Origin of the sequence: Burkholderia sp. BCC1999, from assembly GCF_905339975.1 — a bacterium.
Taxonomy (GTDB): domain Bacteria; phylum Pseudomonadota; class Gammaproteobacteria; order Burkholderiales; family Burkholderiaceae; genus Burkholderia.
Genome location: NZ_CAJPHP010000012.1, coordinates 159,137 through 176,046, shown reverse-complemented (window position 1 = coordinate 176,046; position 16,910 = coordinate 159,137). Strand labels below are relative to the sequence as shown.

Annotated in this window: 14 protein-coding genes and 3 tRNA genes; 7 read left to right on the top strand and 10 right to left on the bottom strand. The window is 65.6% G+C overall.

What is annotated here, in order from left to right:
- Positions 1 to 78: 78 nt before the first annotated feature.
- The 3 genes from U5809_RS19355 to U5809_RS19345 are packed head-to-tail and all read right to left on the bottom strand — an operon-like array spanning position 79 to position 3,944.
- Entirely contained in the window at positions 79 to 1,116 is a 1,038-nt protein-coding gene (locus U5809_RS19355) for an ABC transporter permease subunit (protein WP_282507386.1), read from the bottom strand.
- 40 nt (positions 1,117 to 1,156) lie between these two features.
- Complete coding sequence (locus U5809_RS19350) at positions 1,157 to 2,710, bottom strand: sugar ABC transporter ATP-binding protein (protein ID WP_322087730.1); 1,554 nt, start codon at positions 2,708 to 2,710, stop codon at positions 1,157 to 1,159.
- Positions 2,697 to 3,944, bottom strand: coding sequence for an ROK family protein (locus tag U5809_RS19345; RefSeq protein ID WP_322087729.1), 1,248 nt, complete (start codon positions 3,942 to 3,944; stop codon positions 2,697 to 2,699). Before U5809_RS19345 ends, U5809_RS19350 begins: the two co-directional genes overlap by 14 nt.
- Positions 3,945 to 4,093: 149 nt before the next feature.
- Here U5809_RS19345 and U5809_RS19340 point away from each other — a divergent pair, with 149 nt between their 5' ends.
- The gene (locus tag U5809_RS19340; protein ID WP_322087728.1) at positions 4,094 to 4,453 is read left to right on the top strand and encodes a hypothetical protein; all 360 of its coding nucleotides are present in this window, start codon (positions 4,094 to 4,096) and stop codon (positions 4,451 to 4,453) included.
- Between the two features lie 42 nt (positions 4,454 to 4,495).
- Here U5809_RS19340 and U5809_RS19335 read toward each other — a convergent pair.
- The 4 genes from U5809_RS19335 to U5809_RS19320 all read right to left on the bottom strand — a co-directional run bounded on the left by U5809_RS19335 (position 4,496) and on the right by U5809_RS19320 (position 6,586).
- Positions 4,496 to 4,582: transfer RNA gene (locus U5809_RS19335), tRNA-Leu, on the bottom strand.
- 392 nt (positions 4,583 to 4,974) lie between these two features.
- Positions 4,975 to 5,061: transfer RNA gene (locus tag U5809_RS19330), tRNA-Leu, on the bottom strand.
- Positions 5,062 to 5,171: 110 nt separating this feature from the next.
- Positions 5,172 to 6,161, bottom strand: coding sequence for an aliphatic sulfonate ABC transporter substrate-binding protein (locus tag U5809_RS19325; RefSeq protein ID WP_322087727.1), 990 nt, complete (start codon positions 6,159 to 6,161; stop codon positions 5,172 to 5,174).
- A 338-nt stretch (positions 6,162 to 6,499) separates the two neighbouring features.
- Positions 6,500 to 6,586, bottom strand: a tRNA-Leu gene (locus U5809_RS19320).
- Between the two features lie 251 nt (positions 6,587 to 6,837).
- Between U5809_RS19320 and rnr the strand changes: the two genes are divergently transcribed.
- The 6 genes from rnr (at position 6,838) to U5809_RS19290 (ending at position 14,048) form a co-directional block, all read left to right on the top strand.
- Positions 6,838 to 9,312 (top strand): ribonuclease R, encoded by a 2,475-nt coding sequence (gene rnr, locus U5809_RS19315; protein WP_322087726.1) that lies wholly within the window; start codon positions 6,838 to 6,840, stop codon positions 9,310 to 9,312.
- 148 nt (positions 9,313 to 9,460) lie between these two features.
- Entirely contained in the window at positions 9,461 to 10,204 is a 744-nt protein-coding gene (gene rlmB / locus U5809_RS19310) for a 23S rRNA (guanosine(2251)-2'-O)-methyltransferase RlmB (RefSeq protein ID WP_176048207.1), read from the top strand.
- Between the two features lie 99 nt (positions 10,205 to 10,303).
- A complete protein-coding gene (locus U5809_RS19305) occupies positions 10,304 to 11,176 on the top strand; it encodes an N-acetylmuramoyl-L-alanine amidase (protein WP_322087725.1) in 873 nt (290 codons plus the stop codon).
- Positions 11,177 to 11,268: 92 nt separating this feature from the next.
- Complete coding sequence (gene rpiA, locus U5809_RS19300) at positions 11,269 to 11,964, top strand: ribose-5-phosphate isomerase RpiA (protein WP_322087724.1); 696 nt, start codon at positions 11,269 to 11,271, stop codon at positions 11,962 to 11,964.
- Between the two features lie 279 nt (positions 11,965 to 12,243).
- Positions 12,244 to 12,960, top strand: a complete 717-nt coding sequence (locus U5809_RS19295) for a FadR/GntR family transcriptional regulator (RefSeq protein WP_175961523.1) — start codon at positions 12,244 to 12,246, stop codon at positions 12,958 to 12,960.
- A gap of 101 nt (positions 12,961 to 13,061) precedes the next feature.
- Positions 13,062 to 14,048, top strand: coding sequence for a Gfo/Idh/MocA family oxidoreductase (locus U5809_RS19290; RefSeq protein WP_322087723.1), 987 nt, complete (start codon positions 13,062 to 13,064; stop codon positions 14,046 to 14,048).
- 55 nt (positions 14,049 to 14,103) lie between these two features.
- Here U5809_RS19290 and U5809_RS19285 read toward each other — a convergent pair whose 3' ends face one another.
- The 3 genes from U5809_RS19285 to U5809_RS19275 form a co-directional block, all read right to left on the bottom strand.
- Positions 14,104 to 14,796 carry an amino acid ABC transporter permease gene (locus tag U5809_RS19285; protein ID WP_176048203.1) on the bottom strand — a complete coding sequence of 231 codons (693 nt, stop codon included), beginning with the start codon at positions 14,794 to 14,796 and terminating at the stop codon, positions 14,104 to 14,106.
- Between the two features lie 122 nt (positions 14,797 to 14,918).
- Positions 14,919 to 15,713, bottom strand: a complete 795-nt coding sequence (locus U5809_RS19280) for a cystine ABC transporter substrate-binding protein (RefSeq protein WP_322087722.1) — start codon at positions 15,711 to 15,713, stop codon at positions 14,919 to 14,921.
- A gap of 100 nt (positions 15,714 to 15,813) precedes the next feature.
- Positions 15,814 to 16,851 carry a quinone-dependent dihydroorotate dehydrogenase gene (locus U5809_RS19275; RefSeq protein ID WP_282507397.1) on the bottom strand — a complete coding sequence of 346 codons (1,038 nt, stop codon included), beginning with the start codon at positions 16,849 to 16,851 and terminating at the stop codon, positions 15,814 to 15,816.
- Positions 16,852 to 16,910 lie beyond the last annotated feature (59 nt).

Here is a 16,910-nt window from a genome sequence, read left to right as displayed (position 1 = left end):
TGTGTCTCCGTGAGGTCTGTTGGTGAACGGGCGCAGGCGACCCGGCCTGCGCCGCAAGGTTGAATCGACGGGAAAGGCTCAGGTGCGCGCCGAGTCGCGCTGGCGGTAGCGATCGAGCGCGACGGCGCCGATGATCACGAGCCCCTTGATGATGTACTGCCAGATGTCGGATACGCCGAGCAGCACGAGGCCGTTCGTCAGGACCGCGATGATCAGCGCACCGATCAGCGTGCCGACGATCGAGCCGACGCCGCCGACGAAGCTCGTGCCGCCGAGGATCACCGCGGCGATCGCGTCGAGTTCGTAGGACTGTCCGAGCTGCAGGCCGTTGGCCGCATAGAGCCGCGCGGCCGACATCACCGCGCCGAGGCCCGCAAGCAGCCCGGATGCGGCATAGACGAACATCTGGATCGCCCGCACGTTGATGCCCGACAGGCGCGCGGCTTCCGGATTGCCGCCGACCGAATAGATCCGCATCCCGAGCACCGTGCGGCGCAGGATGAACCACGAGATCGCGATCACCGCGCATGCGATCACGACGAGCCACGGCACGCCGAGGATCGTGCCGTTGCCGATGAACGCGAACGGCAGTTGCGGATTGAACACGGTCGTGTCGTTGCCGATCAGGCGCGCGACGCCGCGCACGGCCGTCATCGCGCCGAGCGTGACGATGAACGGCGGCAGGCGCAGGAACGAGATCAGCCCGCCGTTGATCGCGCCGAACGCGAGGCCGACGACGAGTGCGAAGGGCACGCCGAGCCAGCCCCAACCGGGGATCGTCGACGCGAGCAGCGCGGCAACGGCCGCGGCGGCGAGCACCGAGCCGACCGACAGGTCGATGCCGCCCGTCAGGATCACGAAGGTCATGCCGGCCGCGAGCACGATGTTGATCGACGCCTGCTGCGTGACGATCGACAGGTTCTGCAGCGTGAAGAAGCCGTCGGTCAGGACGCCGAATCCGATGCACAGAACCAGCAGCACCGGCAGCATGCCGGCCGTGCGGATCAGCGATTGCATGCGGGCGCGTTGATCGGCGCCGCGCAACAGCGGCGTACGGTTGGCCGCCGGATGGGCCGTCGCGGAAGCGAGGTTCCGCTGCTTGGTCGGGTTGATCATTTCGGTAACCTGAATGTAAGAGTGAAATGAAAGGGCGGGTTCAGTGCGTGGCGGCGAGTTCGGCCTGCGAGCCGGTGGCGAGCGCGATGATCGCTTCCTGCGTGATCGGCGTGTGCGTGTGGCCGCCGAGTTCTCCCGCGATCTCGCCTTCGCGCATCACGAGCACGCGATCCGCGACGCCGATGATTTCCGGCAGCTCGCTCGAGATCACGATCACGCCCACGCCGGCGCGCGCCAGTTCGTTGATGATTCGGTAGATCTCGGATTTCGCGCCGATGTCGACGCCGCGCGTCGGTTCGTCGAGGATCAGCACGCGCGGCTTCGTCTCGAGCAGCCGCGACAGCAGCACTTTCTGCTGGTTGCCGCCCGACAGCGCGCCGACGTTGACGTTCGCGTGAGGGACGCGGATCGACAACGACGCGATCGCGTCGCGCGCGCGCTCGGCGCCGCGTGCGAGATCGAGCGCGCCGAGCCGGGCATCGCGGTTGCATACCGAGATGTTGATGTTGTCGCGCACGCTCATGTCGAGGAACAGGCCCTGGCGTTTGCGGTCTTCGGTCAGGTAAACGAGGCCCGCGTCGATCGCGTCGCGCGGCGAGTGTGCGCCGAACGTGCGGTCGCCCAGCTTCACGTCGCCGCGCACGCGCGGCTCGGCGCCGAAGATCAGCCGCGCGAGTTCGGTGCGACCCGCGCCGACGAGGCCGGCGATGCCGAGCACTTCACCGGCATGCAGGTCGAGGCTGCAGCCGCGCACGCGGGTGCCGTCGGCAATGTCGCGGACCGACAGCAGCAGGTGGCCGGGATCGTACTGCGCGTGTTCCTTCTTGTAGAAGCCGGAGATGTCGCGGCCGACCATCATCGCGACGAGCCGCTCGGCCGATAGCGATGCGCGTTCGAGCGTGCCGACGTATGCGCCGTCGCGCAGGACCGACACGCGATCGGACAGTTCGTAGATCTCCGCCATCCGGTGGCTGATGTAGATGATCGCAAGGCCTTCCTCGCGCAACTGGCGGATCAGGCTGAACAGGTGCTCCGTTTCGCGCGACGACAGCGGCGTCGTCGGCTCGTCCATCACGAGGATGCGGGCACGCGTATGCACGGCGCGTGCGATTTCGACGAGCTGCTGTTCGGCGATCGACAGCGTGTCGACCAGCGTGTCGGGTCCGAACGGTGCGCCCAGGCGCGCGAGCACGTCCTGGCAGCCGCGCGCCATGGCCGCGCGGTCGATCGTGCCCCAGCGCCGGTTGCCGCGCCGCAGTTCGCGGCCGATGTAGATGTTCTCGGCGACGGTCAGGTTCGGCGACAGGCACAGCTCCTGGTAGATCACCGCGACACCCGCATCGCGCGCGGCAAGCGGGCCGTCGATTTCGATGCGTTCGCCGTCGATCAGGATCTCGCCGCCGGCGTCGGCGCGGTACGCGCCCGACAGGATCTTCATCAGCGTCGATTTGCCCGCGCCGTTCTCGCCCATCAGCGAGTGGATCTCGCCGGGATAGACGGTCAAGCTGACTTTGTCGAGCGCGCGTACGGCCGGGAACGTCTTGCTGATCCCGCGCATCTCGAGCAAAGGACGGGGCGACTCAGATCGCGACATGGTTGACCTCCTGCGAGTCGGTGCGGGCGCCCTTGAGGATGCCGGCCCGCGGGGAGAAGTTGAAGAACATCGGTAGCGTCGCCGCGCCGATCGCGCCGGCGTCGGCGCCGAACGTGCCGCGCACGAGCGTCGGCGTGCCGCGCGCTTCGGGCGCGGTGGCCACCAGCGCCGAGCGCAGGCGCGTCGTGACCGCGTCGAGCAGGCCCGCGTCGGTATCGGCATCGAGCACGACCACCGGCGCATCGACCACGCACAGCACCGAGCGCAACGCCGGGGCAAGCGCGTCGACACAGTCGTCGATCCACTCGTCCACTGCTGGCAGGCCGCGGGCGATGCACGCTTCGAGATCGGCGCGGTTGTCGACCGTCTCGCCGTGATGGCGCAGATGGCGCACAAGCGCATGCAGTGACGCGCGCGCGAGCAGGATGTCCCACGGGCCGCGCGGCGTCGGCGCGGAAGTGAGCCGGCTCGGCGGCACCGGAATCACGGCGATGTCGCCTGCATTGCCGGTCACGCCGCGCAGGCAGTCGCCGTCGATCGCGATGCCGCCGCCGATCGCCGGCCCGATGAACAGGTAGACGAAGTCGTCGCACTGTCGGCCGTATCCGTAGAACAGTTCGGCGATCGCGGCTGCGTTGCCGTCGTTTTCGCCGAAGACGGGCAGCGACAGCGTGCGGCCGAGGTCGGCCGCGAAATCGACGTCTTCCCACGCGCGGAATGTGTCGGGCGCAAGGCCGAGCTCGCGCATCCACGCGCCGAGGTTGTACGGCTGCGCGACGCCGATGCCGCTCAGGCGTGCGCGTTCGTGGTCGGGGAGCAGGGCCTGCATTGCGTCGATGTCGTGACGCACGATCTCGAGCACGTTGGCAGGAGGCGGCAGCAAGGTGTCGTGCGAGCGGCGGCCGAGCACGTCGCCTGCGAAGTTGACGAGTGCGGTCTCGATGCGCATCCGGTCGAGATGGACGCCGATGCCGAACGCGCCGCGCGGGTCGAGACGGATCAGCGAGGCCGGCTGGCCGCGCTGGCCTTCGGTGCGGCCCGCGAATTCGATCAGCTTCGCGTCGGCGAGCGAGTCGATGATGCTGCCGACCGCCGTGCCCGTCATGTTCGCGAGACGGGCGAGGTCGGCCTTCGACGCGCTGCCCACGCGGCGCAGCGTCTTCAGCAACAGGCGCTCGTTGTAACGGCGCACGTTGGCCGAATTGCTTCCCTGGCCGATGTGCGGGCTTCTCATGGCGTCTCCTTCCATGTTGCACCGCTCGGCGGCGCATTAAATAAATCACGTTGATTTATTTAACCGCGTGAGCGCGGGCATGTCAGCCTAGGGAAATCCCGGTTTGGTGGGCGGCAGGAAGGGTTTTATGCCGGCAAGGGGAATCGGGGATGGATCGCGAATGCCCGGACATCGGGAATTCGTCGGATGGCATGTTTGCGCTCGAGCTGGATGTCGAGGTCCGCATGCCGGCTGTCGATCTTGTTAGCGCGGGTGCGTTGGCGGCGGAAACGGAAGCGATATGTCCGTACGCCAAGATGGCGGGAGATGTGCGCGCGATCGGAGCGAGGCAAGTTGCGATTTCGGCGCCGGAAATACAAAAAGGTCGGCTAGAAGCCGACCTTTTTGTATCAATCGAGTGGTGCCCAGGAGAGGACTCGGTCACACATGCGCGACCCCGGCTGCGCTTGCAAGCGCAGCCTTTCGAGGCCTCACGCAAAGCGCGCAGGCGCTTTGCTTCCTGGGCTTGAAAAAGAAAAAGGCCGGCTAAGAAGCCGACCTTTTTAAATAAGTGGTGCCCAGGAGAGGACTCGAACCTCCACGATGTTGCCACCGCTAGGACCTGAACCTAGTGCGTCTACCAATTCCGCCACCTGGGCACGTTTTGCAGTGAGCTGCTTGCTGCAAAGAAGCGAAATTATAGCGCGTCTTGCCGAGCTGTCAACACTATTTGAGGTCGCGAACGAAAATATTTGATCGGACGTGTTCGGGTGGGGCGGGTAGCGCGCTAACCCGTTGCGACGAACGTGAGCACCGATATCGGCGTGCGTGCTCGGGCATCGATTCCGGCGCTGGAAATGAAAAAAGGCCGGCTAGAAGCCGACCTTTTTAAATAAGTGGTGCCCAGGAGAGGACTCGGTCACACATGCGCGACCCCGGCTGCGCTTGCAAGCGCAGCCTTTCGAGTCCTCGCGCAAAGCGCGCAGGCGCTTTGCTTCCTGGGCTTGAAATGAAAAAAGGCCGGCTAGAAGCCGACCTTTTTAAAAACAGATGGTGCCCAGGAGAGGACTCGAACCTCCACGATGTTGCCACCGCTAGGACCTGAACCTAGTGCGTCTACCAATTCCGCCACCTGGGCACGTTTCGCTTGCTGCAGTGCGAAGACCGCTATTCTAGCGTGTCAGCAGAGTCTGTCAACACAATTTCATCCGAAGTGATAAAAATATCCGCCCCTTGCGTGGCAGGTCCTCACGCGCTGACCGGCTCCGCACGCTTTGCCGTGAAATTCCAACGCTGCGCCTGTCCCGTATCGACGCGAGCGGGTAGCAGTCCGGCCGCGAGGAAGGTGTCGGCGATCTTCTGTTGTTCACCGAAGTTTTGCGCGACCACGGCACGGACGAGATAGCTGCGTCGCGCATTCGCGCGCGCGATCGTTGCCGCGTCGAGTCCCCAGATCGGCGCGAGCGTACTCGCGGCTTCCTGCGGGTGGTCACGCAGCCACGTGCCGGCTTGCGACAACTGGTCGAACAGGATCTGGACGGCATTGGGTCGCGCGGCGGCGAAACTGCTCGATGCGAGGTAGTAGCGCTGGTACGACGCGAGCCCGTCGCCGTCGGCCAGAATCCGCACGTCGGGATTCCGGTCGACCGACGCGACATAGGGATCCCACGTGATCCATGCGTCCACGCTGCCGCGCTCGAACGCTGCGCGGCCATCCGCGGGCGTCAGGTAGTGGATCGCCGCGTCGGCGGGCGCGAGCTTCGCGCGTGCGAGCGCGGCAAGCAGCAGGTAATGGCTGCCGGCCGCCTTCGTGACCGCGATGCGTTTGCCTTTGAGGTCGGTGAGCGTGCGCAGCGCGCTGTCCTGCTTCACGACGATCGCCTGCGCTTTCGGTGAAGGCGCTTCCTGCGCGACGTACACGAAACGCGCATGCGCGGCTTGTGCGAAGACCGGAACCGTATCGGCCACGTCGGCGCTGAAATCGACGGCGCCCACGTTGAGTGCTTCGGTCAGCGGCAATCCGCTTGCGAATTCATGCCACGTCACACGCAGGCCGAGCGGTGTCAGCACCTGCTCGAGCGTGCCGCGCGTCTTCAGCAGTGTGATGAGCGTCGACGACTTCTGGTAACCGATGCGTAGCGTGGCAGGCGTGTTCTCGGCGCGCGCCCGGATGCCTGCGACAGTGAGGCCTGCGGCCAGCATCGCACGCGCGAACGCGCGGCGGTTCATCGACGTCATGAAGCGTGCTCCTCGTTGGATGCGTTGAAAGCAAGGCGGCTAACGTAACAACGGGGAGGGCGATTGATAACCGATTAATTCTGCTATCGATCGGAGCGGCGGACATAAGGCTGATGGCAGCGCGCGTCGAGATACGGGCGCTGAAATGAAAAAAGGTCGGCTAGAAGCCGACCTCTTTAAATAAGTGGTGCCCAGGAGAGGACTCGGTCACACATGCGCGACCCCGGCTGCGCTTGCAAGCGCAGCCTTTCGAGGCCTCACGCAAAGCGCGCAGGCGCTTTGCTTCCTGGGTTTGAAAAAGAAAAAGGCCGGCTAAGAAGCCGACCTTTTTAAATAAGTGGTGCCCAGGAGAGGACTCGAACCTCCACGATGTTGCCACCGCTAGGACCTGAACCTAGTGCGTCTACCAATTCCGCCACCTGGGCACGTTTTGCAGTGAGCTGCTTGCTGCAAAGAAGCGAAATTATAGCGCCCCAATTATTCGTGTCAACACTTTTTTGCGATGCATCGCAAACCGGCTGCCGTCGCGCCTGCTCGCGGCAATCCCCGTCATTTGGCGACACAGGCGGGTGATAGAATGACCCGCCGCCGTCAATATAGAACTGTCTGACGGACACCTCTATGTTGATGCCGTGCACCATCAGTCAACGCAACGAGAACAATCATCGACAAACCCTTGAGCAAATATCCGTACCCCATTCCGAGCCGTGAAGAAATTCTCGGCGTGCTGCGTACGAGCGACGCGTCGCTGGCTGCCAACGACATCGCCGAAGCCCTGTCGATCAAGCGTCAGGAGCGCGAGGGGTTCTTCCGGCGTGTCGCCGCGATGGAGCGCGACGGCCAGATCCGCCTCGACAAGCGTGGCCATTATCAGTTGACCCATCCGTCGAACTTCGTCGCCGGGCGCGTGCAGGGGCATCGCGACGGCTACGGGTTCGTGATCCGCGACGACGGCCAGGACGACCTGTTCCTGCCGAACGGCGAAATGCAAAAGGTGATGCACAACGATCGCGTGCTCGCGCGAATCGTCGGCTACGATCGCCGCGGCCGCCCGGAAGGGCATGTGGTCGAAGTCACCGAACGCGCGAACAAGCGCGTGATCGGCCGCCTGCTCAACGAGAACGGTGCGCTGATCGTCGCGCCGGAAGACAAGCGCATCGGCCACGACATCCTGATCACGCAGAACGTGAAGAAGGCGAAGGTCGGGCAGGTCGTTGTCGTCGAGTTGACCGATTTCCCGAGCCGTCATTCGCAGCCGCTCGGCCGTGTCGTCGAAGTGCTCGGCGACATCGACGATCCGGGCATGGAAATCGAAATCGCGGTGCGCAAGTACGGCGTGCCGCACGAATTCAGCCAGCCGGCGCTCGACGAAGCCGCCGCGCTGCCCGACAAGGTGCGGCCGACCGACCTGCGCTTCCGCGTCGACCTGCGCGACGTGCCGCTCGTGACGATCGACGGCGAGGACGCCCGCGACTTCGACGACGCCGTCTACTGCGAGCCGGTCAAGGTCGGCCGTGGCGACGGCTACCGGCTGATCGTCGCGATCGCGGACGTGTCGCACTACGTACAGCCGGGCACGGGCCTCGATGCCGATGCGCTCGAACGCAGCACGTCGGTGTATTTCCCGCGCCGCGTGATCCCGATGCTGCCGGAGAAGCTGTCGAACGGCCTGTGCTCGCTGAATCCGCACGTCGACCGCTGCGTGCTCGCGTGCGACATGGTGATCACCGCGCGCGGCGAGATCAAGGCGTACCAGTTCTACCCGGCCGTGATCCATTCGGCTGCACGTCTCACGTACACCGAAGTCGCGGCCGTGCTGTCGAACACGAAGGGCCCGGAGGCCGCGCGCCGCGCGGACCTGTTGCCGCATCTGCAGGATCTGTACGGCGTCTACAAGTCGCTGTTCGCCGCCCGTCAGAAGCGCGGCGCGATCGACTTCGACACGACCGAGACCTACATCGTCTGCAACTCGCAGGGCAAGATCGAGCAGATCGTGCCGCGTCAGCGCAACGACGCACACAAGCTGATCGAGGAATGCATGCTGGCCGCGAACGTCTGCGCGGCCGATTTCCTGAAGCGCAACAAGCATCCGGGCCTGTACCGCGTGCACGCGGGGCCGACGCCGGAGAAGCTCGAGAACCTGCGTGCATTCCTGCGCGGCATGGGCCTGTCGCTCGGTGGCGGCGACAAGCCGCATGCGAGCGACTACGCTGCGTTGATGGCACAGATCCGCGACCGGCCCGATGCGCAGATGCTGCAGCCGATGCTGCTGCGCTCGATGCAGCAGGCCGTCTACAGCCCGGACAACATCGGCCACTTCGGTCTCGCCTACGAGGCGTACGCGCACTTCACGAGCCCGATCCGCCGTTATCCCGACCTGCTCACGCACCGTGCGATCTACGCAATCCTGTCCGGCAAGAAGTACGTGCCGAAGGCGCCGGACGGCTTCGAGCTGAACACCGCGCTGTCGCCGCGTGCGCGCGCCATGCAGCAGGCCGACGACGAATCGCGCGGCCGCTCGCGCTCGAACACGGCGATCTGGGAAGAGCTCGGCCTGCACTGCTCGGCGAACGAGCGTCGTGCGGACGAAGCGTCGCGCGACGTCGAGGCATGGCTCAAGTGCTACTTCATGCGTGACAAGCTCGGCGAGGAGTACGGCGGGATGGTGAACGGCGTCACGTCGTTCGGCATCTTCGTGCAGCTCGACACGCTGTTCATCGAAGGGCTCGTGCACGTCACGGAACTCGGCTCGGACTACTTCCAGTACGACGAGATCAAGAACGAGCTGCGCGGTGAGCGGACGGGTATTCGCTATCGTCTGTCGGATCGCGTGCGCGTCCAGGTGAGCCGCGTCGATCTCGACGCGCGCAAGATCGACTTCCGCCTCGTGCGCGATACGCCGGTGAAGGCGCCGCGTCCGTCGCCCGCGCCGGCTGCCGGCGGTGCCGATCGCAACGGCAACGGCCCGCGCGTGCGCGCGCTGCCGGCGTCGTCGGAAGAGTCGGCGCCGCGTCGCAAGAAAGCGGCGAGCGCGCCGAGCGTCGCGGTGCAGGAAGCGCGCGCCGCGCGTGGTGCCGCGAAGAAGAAGGCCGGGGGCGGTGCGCCCGCGAAGCCGACCGCGAAGAAGACTCGCGCCCGCAAGAAGTATTGAGCGTTCGGGGCGGCGCACGCGCACGCCCTGCAGTATCGAGAGACGCCGCGTCACCGGTCATCGGCCGGCAACGCGGCGCTTTCCTTTTCCATGGATCGCGGTTGCGCGCGTTGCGCGACCGCACGTTTGATCGAAGGTTGTTCCAGTCATGTCACGTCTGAAGGTTCTTTACGGTTTTCATGCGGTGACCGCACGTTTGCGGCACGATGCATCGACGGTTGCGGAGGTGCTGTACGACCAGACGCGCCGCGACCGCCGCATGCAGGACTTCCTGCACACCGCGAAGGAAGCGGGCGTGCGGTTGATTGCAGCCGACGAAACGCGCCTGTGGGGTCTTGCTCACACCGAGCGCCACCAGGGCGTCGTCGCGCGTGTCGAGGACATGCCGCTCGCGCAGAACCTGTCGGAGCTGCTCGACGGCATCCACGGCCCGGCGCTGCTGCTCGTGCTCGACGGCGTCACCGATCCGCACAACCTCGGCGCGTGCCTGCGTGTCGCCGATTCGGCCGGCGCGCATGCGGTGATCGCCCCGCGCGACCGTGCAGTCGGCCTGAACGCGACGGCAGCCAAAGTGGCAAGCGGCGCCGCCGATACCGTGCCGTACATCACGGTGACGAACCTCGCCCGCGCGTTGCGCGAGCTGAAGGAAGCCGGCGTGTGGATCATCGGCACGTCGGACGAGGCGTCGGCGACGCTCTACGAAACCAAGCTCGACGGCCCCGTTGCGCTCGTGATGGGCGCCGAAGGCGAAGGCATGCGCCGGCTCACGCGCGATACCTGCGACGAAGTGATGAGCATCCCGATGGCCGGCAGCGTGGAAAGCCTGAACGTGTCGGTCGCCAGCGGCGTGTGCCTGTACGAGGCCGTGCGCCAGCGGCGCGTGAAGGGCTGACACCAGCTCGGTCCCGCGCGATCCGCGCGGGCCTCGAATGACCCGAACGACGCGTGCCGTGATGCGGTGTGGCACGCGCCTCTCCGGAACCCGTGACCGATGCACCTGTTTCGTGTTGGCGCCTCTTGCGCCGTGTTGTGCCTGCTGGCGGCCTGCACGTCGCCGTCGCTCGTCGAACGCGGCACGTACTACGCCGACACGAGCCTGCATGCGCGCGGTGCCGATTCGCGGGTTCGCTTTCTTGTGATGCATTACACCGAAAGCGACGAGGCGAAGTCGCTGCGCACGCTGACGGGCGATTCGGTCAGCGTGCATTACGTCATCCCGCCGCAGCCGCGCACCGAACACGGGATGCCCGTGGTCTACCAGCTCGTTCCTGAAGCGCAACGCGCGTGGCACGCAGGCGTGAGCGAGTGGCAGGGCACGACGGAGCTGAACGCGGTGTCGATCGGCATCGAGAACGTGAACCGCGGCCCGCTCGATGCGCAGAATCGTACCTGGCAGCCGTATCCGCCCGAACAGGTCCACGCATTGATCAACCTGTCGAAGGACATCGTCGCGCGCTACGGCATCCCGCCGACGCGCGTGGTCGGGCACAGCGACATCGCACCGCAACGCAAGATCGATCCGGGTCCGTTGTTTCCATGGCGTGCGCTCGCGCAGGCCGGCGTCGGTGCGTGGCCGGACGAGGCGACCGTGGCCGCGCGGCTTGGCGGCCGCGATCCGCGTGCGCCCGTCGATGTGCGCGAACTGCAGCTCAGGCTCGCGCGCTACGGCTACGACGTGCCGATCGACGGCGTGCTCGACGCACGCACGCGGCGTGTGTTCGCGGCATTCCAGATGCATTTCCGGCCGTCGGACTATGCGGGCAACCCGGACGCCGAAACCGATGCAATTGCGCAGGCGTTGCTCGACAAATACCTTCCCGGCGCGCAACCGTCGGACAACGCGCCCGCGGCAGGCGCACCCTGAATACGCGGGCGCGTCACGCGCCGAAAAACCCGGGCCGTCATCCGAGTCCGGTAAACTGGCGGTTTTCCGTAATCCCGCAGCACGACCACTCCATGACTCAAGACGAACTCAAACGCCTCGTCGGCCAGGCCGCCGCCGACTACGTGATCCAGAACGTGCCGGAAGGCGCCGTGATCGGCGTCGGCACCGGCTCGACCGCCAACTGTTTCATCGACGCGCTCGCCGTCGTCAAGTCGCGCTATCGCGGCGCCGTGTCGAGTTCCGTTGCCACGACCGAGCGCCTGAAATCGCACGGCATCAAGGTATTCGACCTGAACGAGGTCGACTCGCTGCAGGTGTACGTCGACGGCGCCGACGAGATCGATGCGAGCGGCGCGATGATCAAGGGCGGCGGCGGTGCGCTGACGCGCGAGAAGATCGTCGCGTCGGTGGCCGACACGTTCGTCTGCATCGCGGACGGCAGCAAGCGCGTGCCGGTGCTCGGCGCGTTCCCGCTGCCGATCGAGGTCGTGCCGATGGCGCGTACGGCGATCGGCCGGCGCGTGACCGCGCTCGGCGGCGTGCCCGTGCTGCGCGTGACGAAAGACGGCGCACCGTACATCACCGACAACGGCAACGAGATCATCGACGTGAAGGGGCTGCAGATCGCCGATCCGCGCGGCTTCGAAGCGCAGGTGAATGCATGGCCGGGCGTCGTGACGGTCGGCCTGTTCGCCGAGCGCGGCGCAAATCTGTGCTTGCTCGGCACGGAAAACGGCGTTGAAACGATCGTTTATTCGGCTAATTGAAAGAAATGGCAAGCAGTCCGTAGCGGCACGTTATCGACCGCAATGGACTGAATGTTTAAATCTTGTGGAAATCGGGACCCGGCAGGCGCGGCGCGCTTTCCGGGTCTTTTTTTTAGACGTATAAATCACCCCGTCAAAAAGAGGGATAACCCTGTCAGGTGTTTACCAGATAGCGAAATATCCTCGAACTCATCAACTTATAGATCATAAGAACAGTAGTAACCAGGGCCGGCGGAACTGCGGAGCAGGTGTTCGCAAATCGACGCACGGGGAGGTGTCATGGAGCAGGGCAAAGACCGGTCACTGGTCGCCAAAGTGATGGATGGGCTTGTCTCGGGTATCGTCGAAGACAAGTACGGCGGCATCTTGCCGCCACAGGACGTGCTGTCGAAAGAGTTCGATGTGAGCCGCACTGTGATGCGGGAAGCGTTGTCGATGTTGCTTGCGCGCGACATGCTGGACGTGCGGCCGAAAGTCGGCACGCGCGTGCGGCCGATGCGCGACTGGCGCATGATCGACGAAGACGTCGTGAGCTGGCGGTTTCGGGCAAAACCCGATCCGCAGTTCATGCGCGACGTCATCGAATTCCGGATGCTGATCGAACCACGGGCGACCGCGCAGGCGGCGGTGCGTGCGACGGCAGCCGACATCGCGGGCATTCGCGAGGCGTTCGATGCGTTCAAGGTGCTGCAGCCGGGAGACCCCGGCTACGACACGGCGGACGAGTTGCTGCACACGCGGATCGTGCAGGCAAGCGGCAACCAGTTCTTCCAGCAGATGGCGGCGATCGTGCGCGGTGCAGTGCGCCTCGTGAATCCGCGCGTGGTGCAGAAGGAAGGGGCGCACGAGATCGCGGTGAAGGCGCATGCGCGTGTGGTTGACGCGATCGAGCGGCGCGATCCGCGCGAAGCCGAAGCGGCGTCGCTCGCGCTGATCGATTTCAGCGCCGACGAAATCTCGCGCGATTTCTCCGTCGACGTGCCGGTGCGTGCCTGACGTTGTTCGTGTCGCTCTTCCGAGTGCTGGCGAGCCGTTTATCATGACGGCCGACCGGCAGCGTGCCGGTCACCGTCATATGACCGACACGGAAGATCAGGATGAACGACAACGACCAACGCCCGGTGCGCTTCGGCATCGTCGGCGCGGGCAGCATTGCGCGCCGCTTCGCGCAAAGCCTCCCGCACGTGCCCGGTGCCACGCTCGCCGGTGCCTGGGCCCGCCGCGCCGACGCTGCGGCAGCCTTTTGCGACACTTGCGGCGGCACACCTGCCGCGAGCCTCGAAGCGCTCCTCGCGAGCGATATCGACGCGGTTTATATCGCGACACTCCATGACAGTCACGCGCAGTACACGCTGGCCGCACTGGCCGCCGGCAAGGCCGTGCTGTGCGAAAAGCCCGCGACGCTGAATGGGGCGCAACTCGACACCGTGCTGCAGGCGGCACGTGACGCCGGATTGCTGTTCATGGAAGCGATGAAGCCGCCGTTCTTTCCGCTGTACCGTCAATTGCGGGCGCATCTCCATAACGATCCGATCGGCGAGATCCGGCTCGTCCGTGCAGGATGCGCATCGTCGTCGGTGCCCGGCGACCATTCCGTCTATCGCCTCGACCGCGCGGGCGGCGCGCTGCTCGATATCGGGATCTACGAGGCATTTCTCGCGGTCGACTGGCTTGGCGCGGCGCTCGACGTGCAGACGCTCGGCCGTGTCGGCGCGACGGGCGTCGACGTGTTCGCGAGCCTGAACAGCGTGCATGCGAACGGCGGGATCGCCCAGCTCTTTTGCGGGCTCGATATGATGGGGCGCGGCGACGCGCTGATCGCCGCGGCCGGCGGCCATGTGACGATCCACGAGAAGTGGTGGAACCCTGCACGCGCGACGATCCGCTATGCGGACGGGCGTACCGTCGAACTCGATGCACCGGTCGACGGCGGCGGGTTGAACTACGAGACCGCGCATTTCTGCGACCTGCTGCGCGCGGGCAAGACAGAAAGCCCGATCATGACGCACGACCATTCGCGGCAGATGATCGCGATGACCGATGCGGCGCGCGCCGCGCTCGGCGTGCGTTATTCGGGCGAGTAGGCGGGAAAAACGGGGCGCCGGGCGCGCGTGCGCGGCCCGGCGGAGTTGCGTGCGCTCAGTGCCGCGACGGCAGCGACAGGCGTTTTTCGTACCAGCGCTGCACCCATTCGAGGATCTGGCACAGGATCCAGTACACGGCCGCGGCGGCGAGATAGAGCGGCAGCGGCTGATAGGTCGCCGCGATGACTTCCTGCGCGCTGCGCAGCAGTTCGGTGACGGTGATCACGGAGACGAGTGACGTGTCCTTGATCAGGCTGATCAGGCTGTTCGACAGGCTCGGCACCGCGATGCGCAGCGCCTGCGGGCCGATCACGTAGCGTAGCGTCTGCCCCCACGACAGCCCGAGGCTGTACGCGGCGAGCCACTGGCCGCGCGCGATTCCGTTGATGGCGCCGCGCATGCTTTCGGACATGTAAGCCGCGACGTTCGCGGACAGCGCGATGACGCCGGCCGGCGTCGGGTCGAGCGAGATGCCGAGGCTCGGCAGCCCATAGTAGATGACGAAGATCTGCACGAGCAGCGGCGTGCCGCGCATCAGGCTCACGTACGCGCGTGCGAGCCACGCGAGCGCGTTGACCCAGACGCGTTCGAAGCCGTCGAGTGCTTCGCTTTGCCGGATGCCCATCATCGCGAGCACGACGGCGCCAAAGAGGCCGAACACCATCGACAGCACGGCGAACTTGACGGTCAGTACGGCGCCCTGGGCGAGCACCGGCAGCGATTGGACGAGCAGGGACGTTGTCGACATGGAATGCGAATCGAATGCGTGCGCGAAAGCGCAATCATAAACCGGACGAATAAAACAAAGGGCGGCATCGTAACGGATGCCGCCCTTTCCGCCCCGCCGTCAGGCGGGCAATGCAGGCGTACTTACTTGATCGGTTTGGTCACGTCGATGCCGAACCACTTGTCCGAGATCTTCGTGAACGTGCCGTCGGCCGCGAGTTGCGCCATCGCGTCGTCGATCGCCTTCTGGAACTTCGGGTTGCCCTTCTTGAACGGGATGCCCGACGGGTTCGCCGAGCCGACGTTCGCACCCGGGCGCAGCGGCAGCTGCGAGTTCTTGGTCAGGTACGCGAGCATCAGGCGGTCGTTGAGCGCGGCGTCGAGGCGGCCGGCCGCGAGATCGCGCAGGTACTCGGGCGCACCCGGGTACGTCTTCACGTCGATGCCGGGCACCGACTTCGCCATGTCCATGTAGTTCGTGCCGAGCGCGACGCCGAGCTTCTTGCCCTTCAGGTCATCCAGCGACTTGAATTCGCGCGTGTCGTCCTTGCGCTGGATCAGCTGCGCGGACGAGAACGTGTACGCCGGCGAGAAGTCGAGCGTCTCCTTGCGCTTGTCGGTGATGCCGACCTGGTTGGCGATCACGTCGAACTTGCCGGCTTGCAGGCCGGCGATGATGCCGCTCCATTCGGTCGTCACGAATTCCGCCTTCACGCCGAGCTTCGCGGCCACGGCTTTCGCGATGTCGACGTCGAAGCCGACGAGTTCGCCTTGCGGGTTCTTCGAGTTGAACGGCGGGAACGTGCCTTCGAGGCCGACGCGCAGCGTGCCGCGCTGTTTGACCTGATCGAGGAGGTCGGCCGCATGCGCGGTCGCGGCGGCGAACGACGTGCCGATCAGGCCGGCAACCAGCAGCTTCTTCAGCAGCGAAAATTTCATCGTGTGTGTCCTTGCCCTGTCCGGGTCAATGATTCTGATAGTGCGGCTGATGATAGCAAAAACGCTATCGACCATTAAATACAGTTTGTTTATGTCTATATTACGCGGTGCGTTCGCGGGCGATCGCCTTCACGCACTCCGACACGAGCGCCGGGCCGCGGTAAATGAATCCGGTGTAAAGCTGGACGAGCGCCGCGCCGGCCGCGAGCTTCGCGCGGGCGTCCTCGCCCGAGAAAATGCCGCCGACGCCGATGATCGGCACGTCGTTGCCGACTTCGGCGTGCAGCTTGCGGATCACTTCGTTCGACGCGTCGAACACCGGGCGGCCCGACAGGCCGCCGGCTTCGTCCGCATGCGGCAGGCCCTGGACGGCCGCGCGCGACAGCGTCGTGTTGGTGGCGATGACCGCTTCGATCTTGTGGCGCAGCAGCGTGTCGCCGATTTCCTTGACCTGTTCGTCGTCGAGATCGGGCGCGATCTTCAGTGCGAGCGGCACGAGCTTGCCGTGCATGTCGGCGAGGCGTTGCTGCTTGTCCTTCAGCGCGGCGAGCAGGGCGTCGAGTTCGCCGGCGCCTTGCAGCTGGCGCAGGTTCTTCGTGTTCGGCGACGAGATGTTGATCGTCACGTAGCTCGCGAACGGGTACACGCGCTCGAGACAGTACAGGTAGTCCTCGGCGGCGCGCTCGATCGGCGTGTCGGCGTTCTTGCCGATGTTCAGGCCCAGGATGCCGCGATAACGGGCGGCCTGGACGTTCTTCACGAACTGGTCGACGCCGTGATTGTTGAAGCCCATCCGGTTGATCAGCGCCTCGGCCTGCGGCAGGCGGAACATCCGCGGGCGCGGGTTGCCGGGCTGGGCGCGCGGCGTGACCGTGCCGACCTCGATGAAGCCGAAGCCGAGCGCCGCGAGGCCGTCGATGGCCGCGCCGTCCTTGTCGAGGCCGGCCGCGAGGCCGACCGGGTTGCGGAACGTGAGCCCCATCACGGTGCGCGGCGCGTCGGGCACGCGGGCCGACAGCGCGCAGGCGAGGCCCGTGCGGCCGGCCGCGCCGAGCGCGCGCAGCGTGAGGTGGTGAGCGTCTTCCGCATCCATTTTGAACAGGGATGCGCGGGCCAGCGGATAGAGGGAACTGAACACGGGAATTGGGCGGACAGCCGGAATGAATGACAACCCACTATTTTACCGGGAGTTGCGCG

Excerpts from the sequence above, each read along its gene's own strand:
- U5809_RS19305 (WP_322087725.1), top strand. The coding sequence starts at position 10,304 with ATGCACCTGTTTCGTGTTGGCGCCTCTTGCGCCGTGTTGTGCCTGCTG.
- U5809_RS19280 (WP_322087722.1), bottom strand. The coding sequence starts at position 15,713 with ATGAAATTTTCGCTGCTGAAGAAGCTGCTGGTTGCCGGCCTGATCGGC.
- U5809_RS19285 (WP_176048203.1), bottom strand. The coding sequence starts at position 14,796 with ATGTCGACAACGTCCCTGCTCGTCCAATCGCTGCCGGTGCTCGCCCAG.
- U5809_RS19290 (WP_322087723.1), top strand. The coding sequence starts at position 13,062 with ATGAACGACAACGACCAACGCCCGGTGCGCTTCGGCATCGTCGGCGCG.
- U5809_RS19345 (WP_322087729.1), bottom strand. The coding sequence starts at position 3,944 with ATGAGAAGCCCGCACATCGGCCAGGGAAGCAATTCGGCCAACGTGCGC.
- U5809_RS19355 (WP_282507386.1), bottom strand. The coding sequence starts at position 1,116 with ATGATCAACCCGACCAAGCAGCGGAACCTCGCTTCCGCGACGGCCCAT.
- U5809_RS19295 (WP_175961523.1), top strand. The coding sequence starts at position 12,244 with ATGGAGCAGGGCAAAGACCGGTCACTGGTCGCCAAAGTGATGGATGGG.
- rpiA (WP_322087724.1), top strand. The coding sequence starts at position 11,269 with ATGACTCAAGACGAACTCAAACGCCTCGTCGGCCAGGCCGCCGCCGAC.
- U5809_RS19340 (WP_322087728.1), top strand. The coding sequence starts at position 4,094 with ATGGATCGCGAATGCCCGGACATCGGGAATTCGTCGGATGGCATGTTT.
- U5809_RS19350 (WP_322087730.1), bottom strand. The coding sequence starts at position 2,710 with ATGTCGCGATCTGAGTCGCCCCGTCCTTTGCTCGAGATGCGCGGGATC.
- rlmB (WP_176048207.1), top strand. The coding sequence starts at position 9,461 with ATGTCACGTCTGAAGGTTCTTTACGGTTTTCATGCGGTGACCGCACGT.
- U5809_RS19325 (WP_322087727.1), bottom strand. The coding sequence starts at position 6,161 with ATGACGTCGATGAACCGCCGCGCGTTCGCGCGTGCGATGCTGGCCGCA.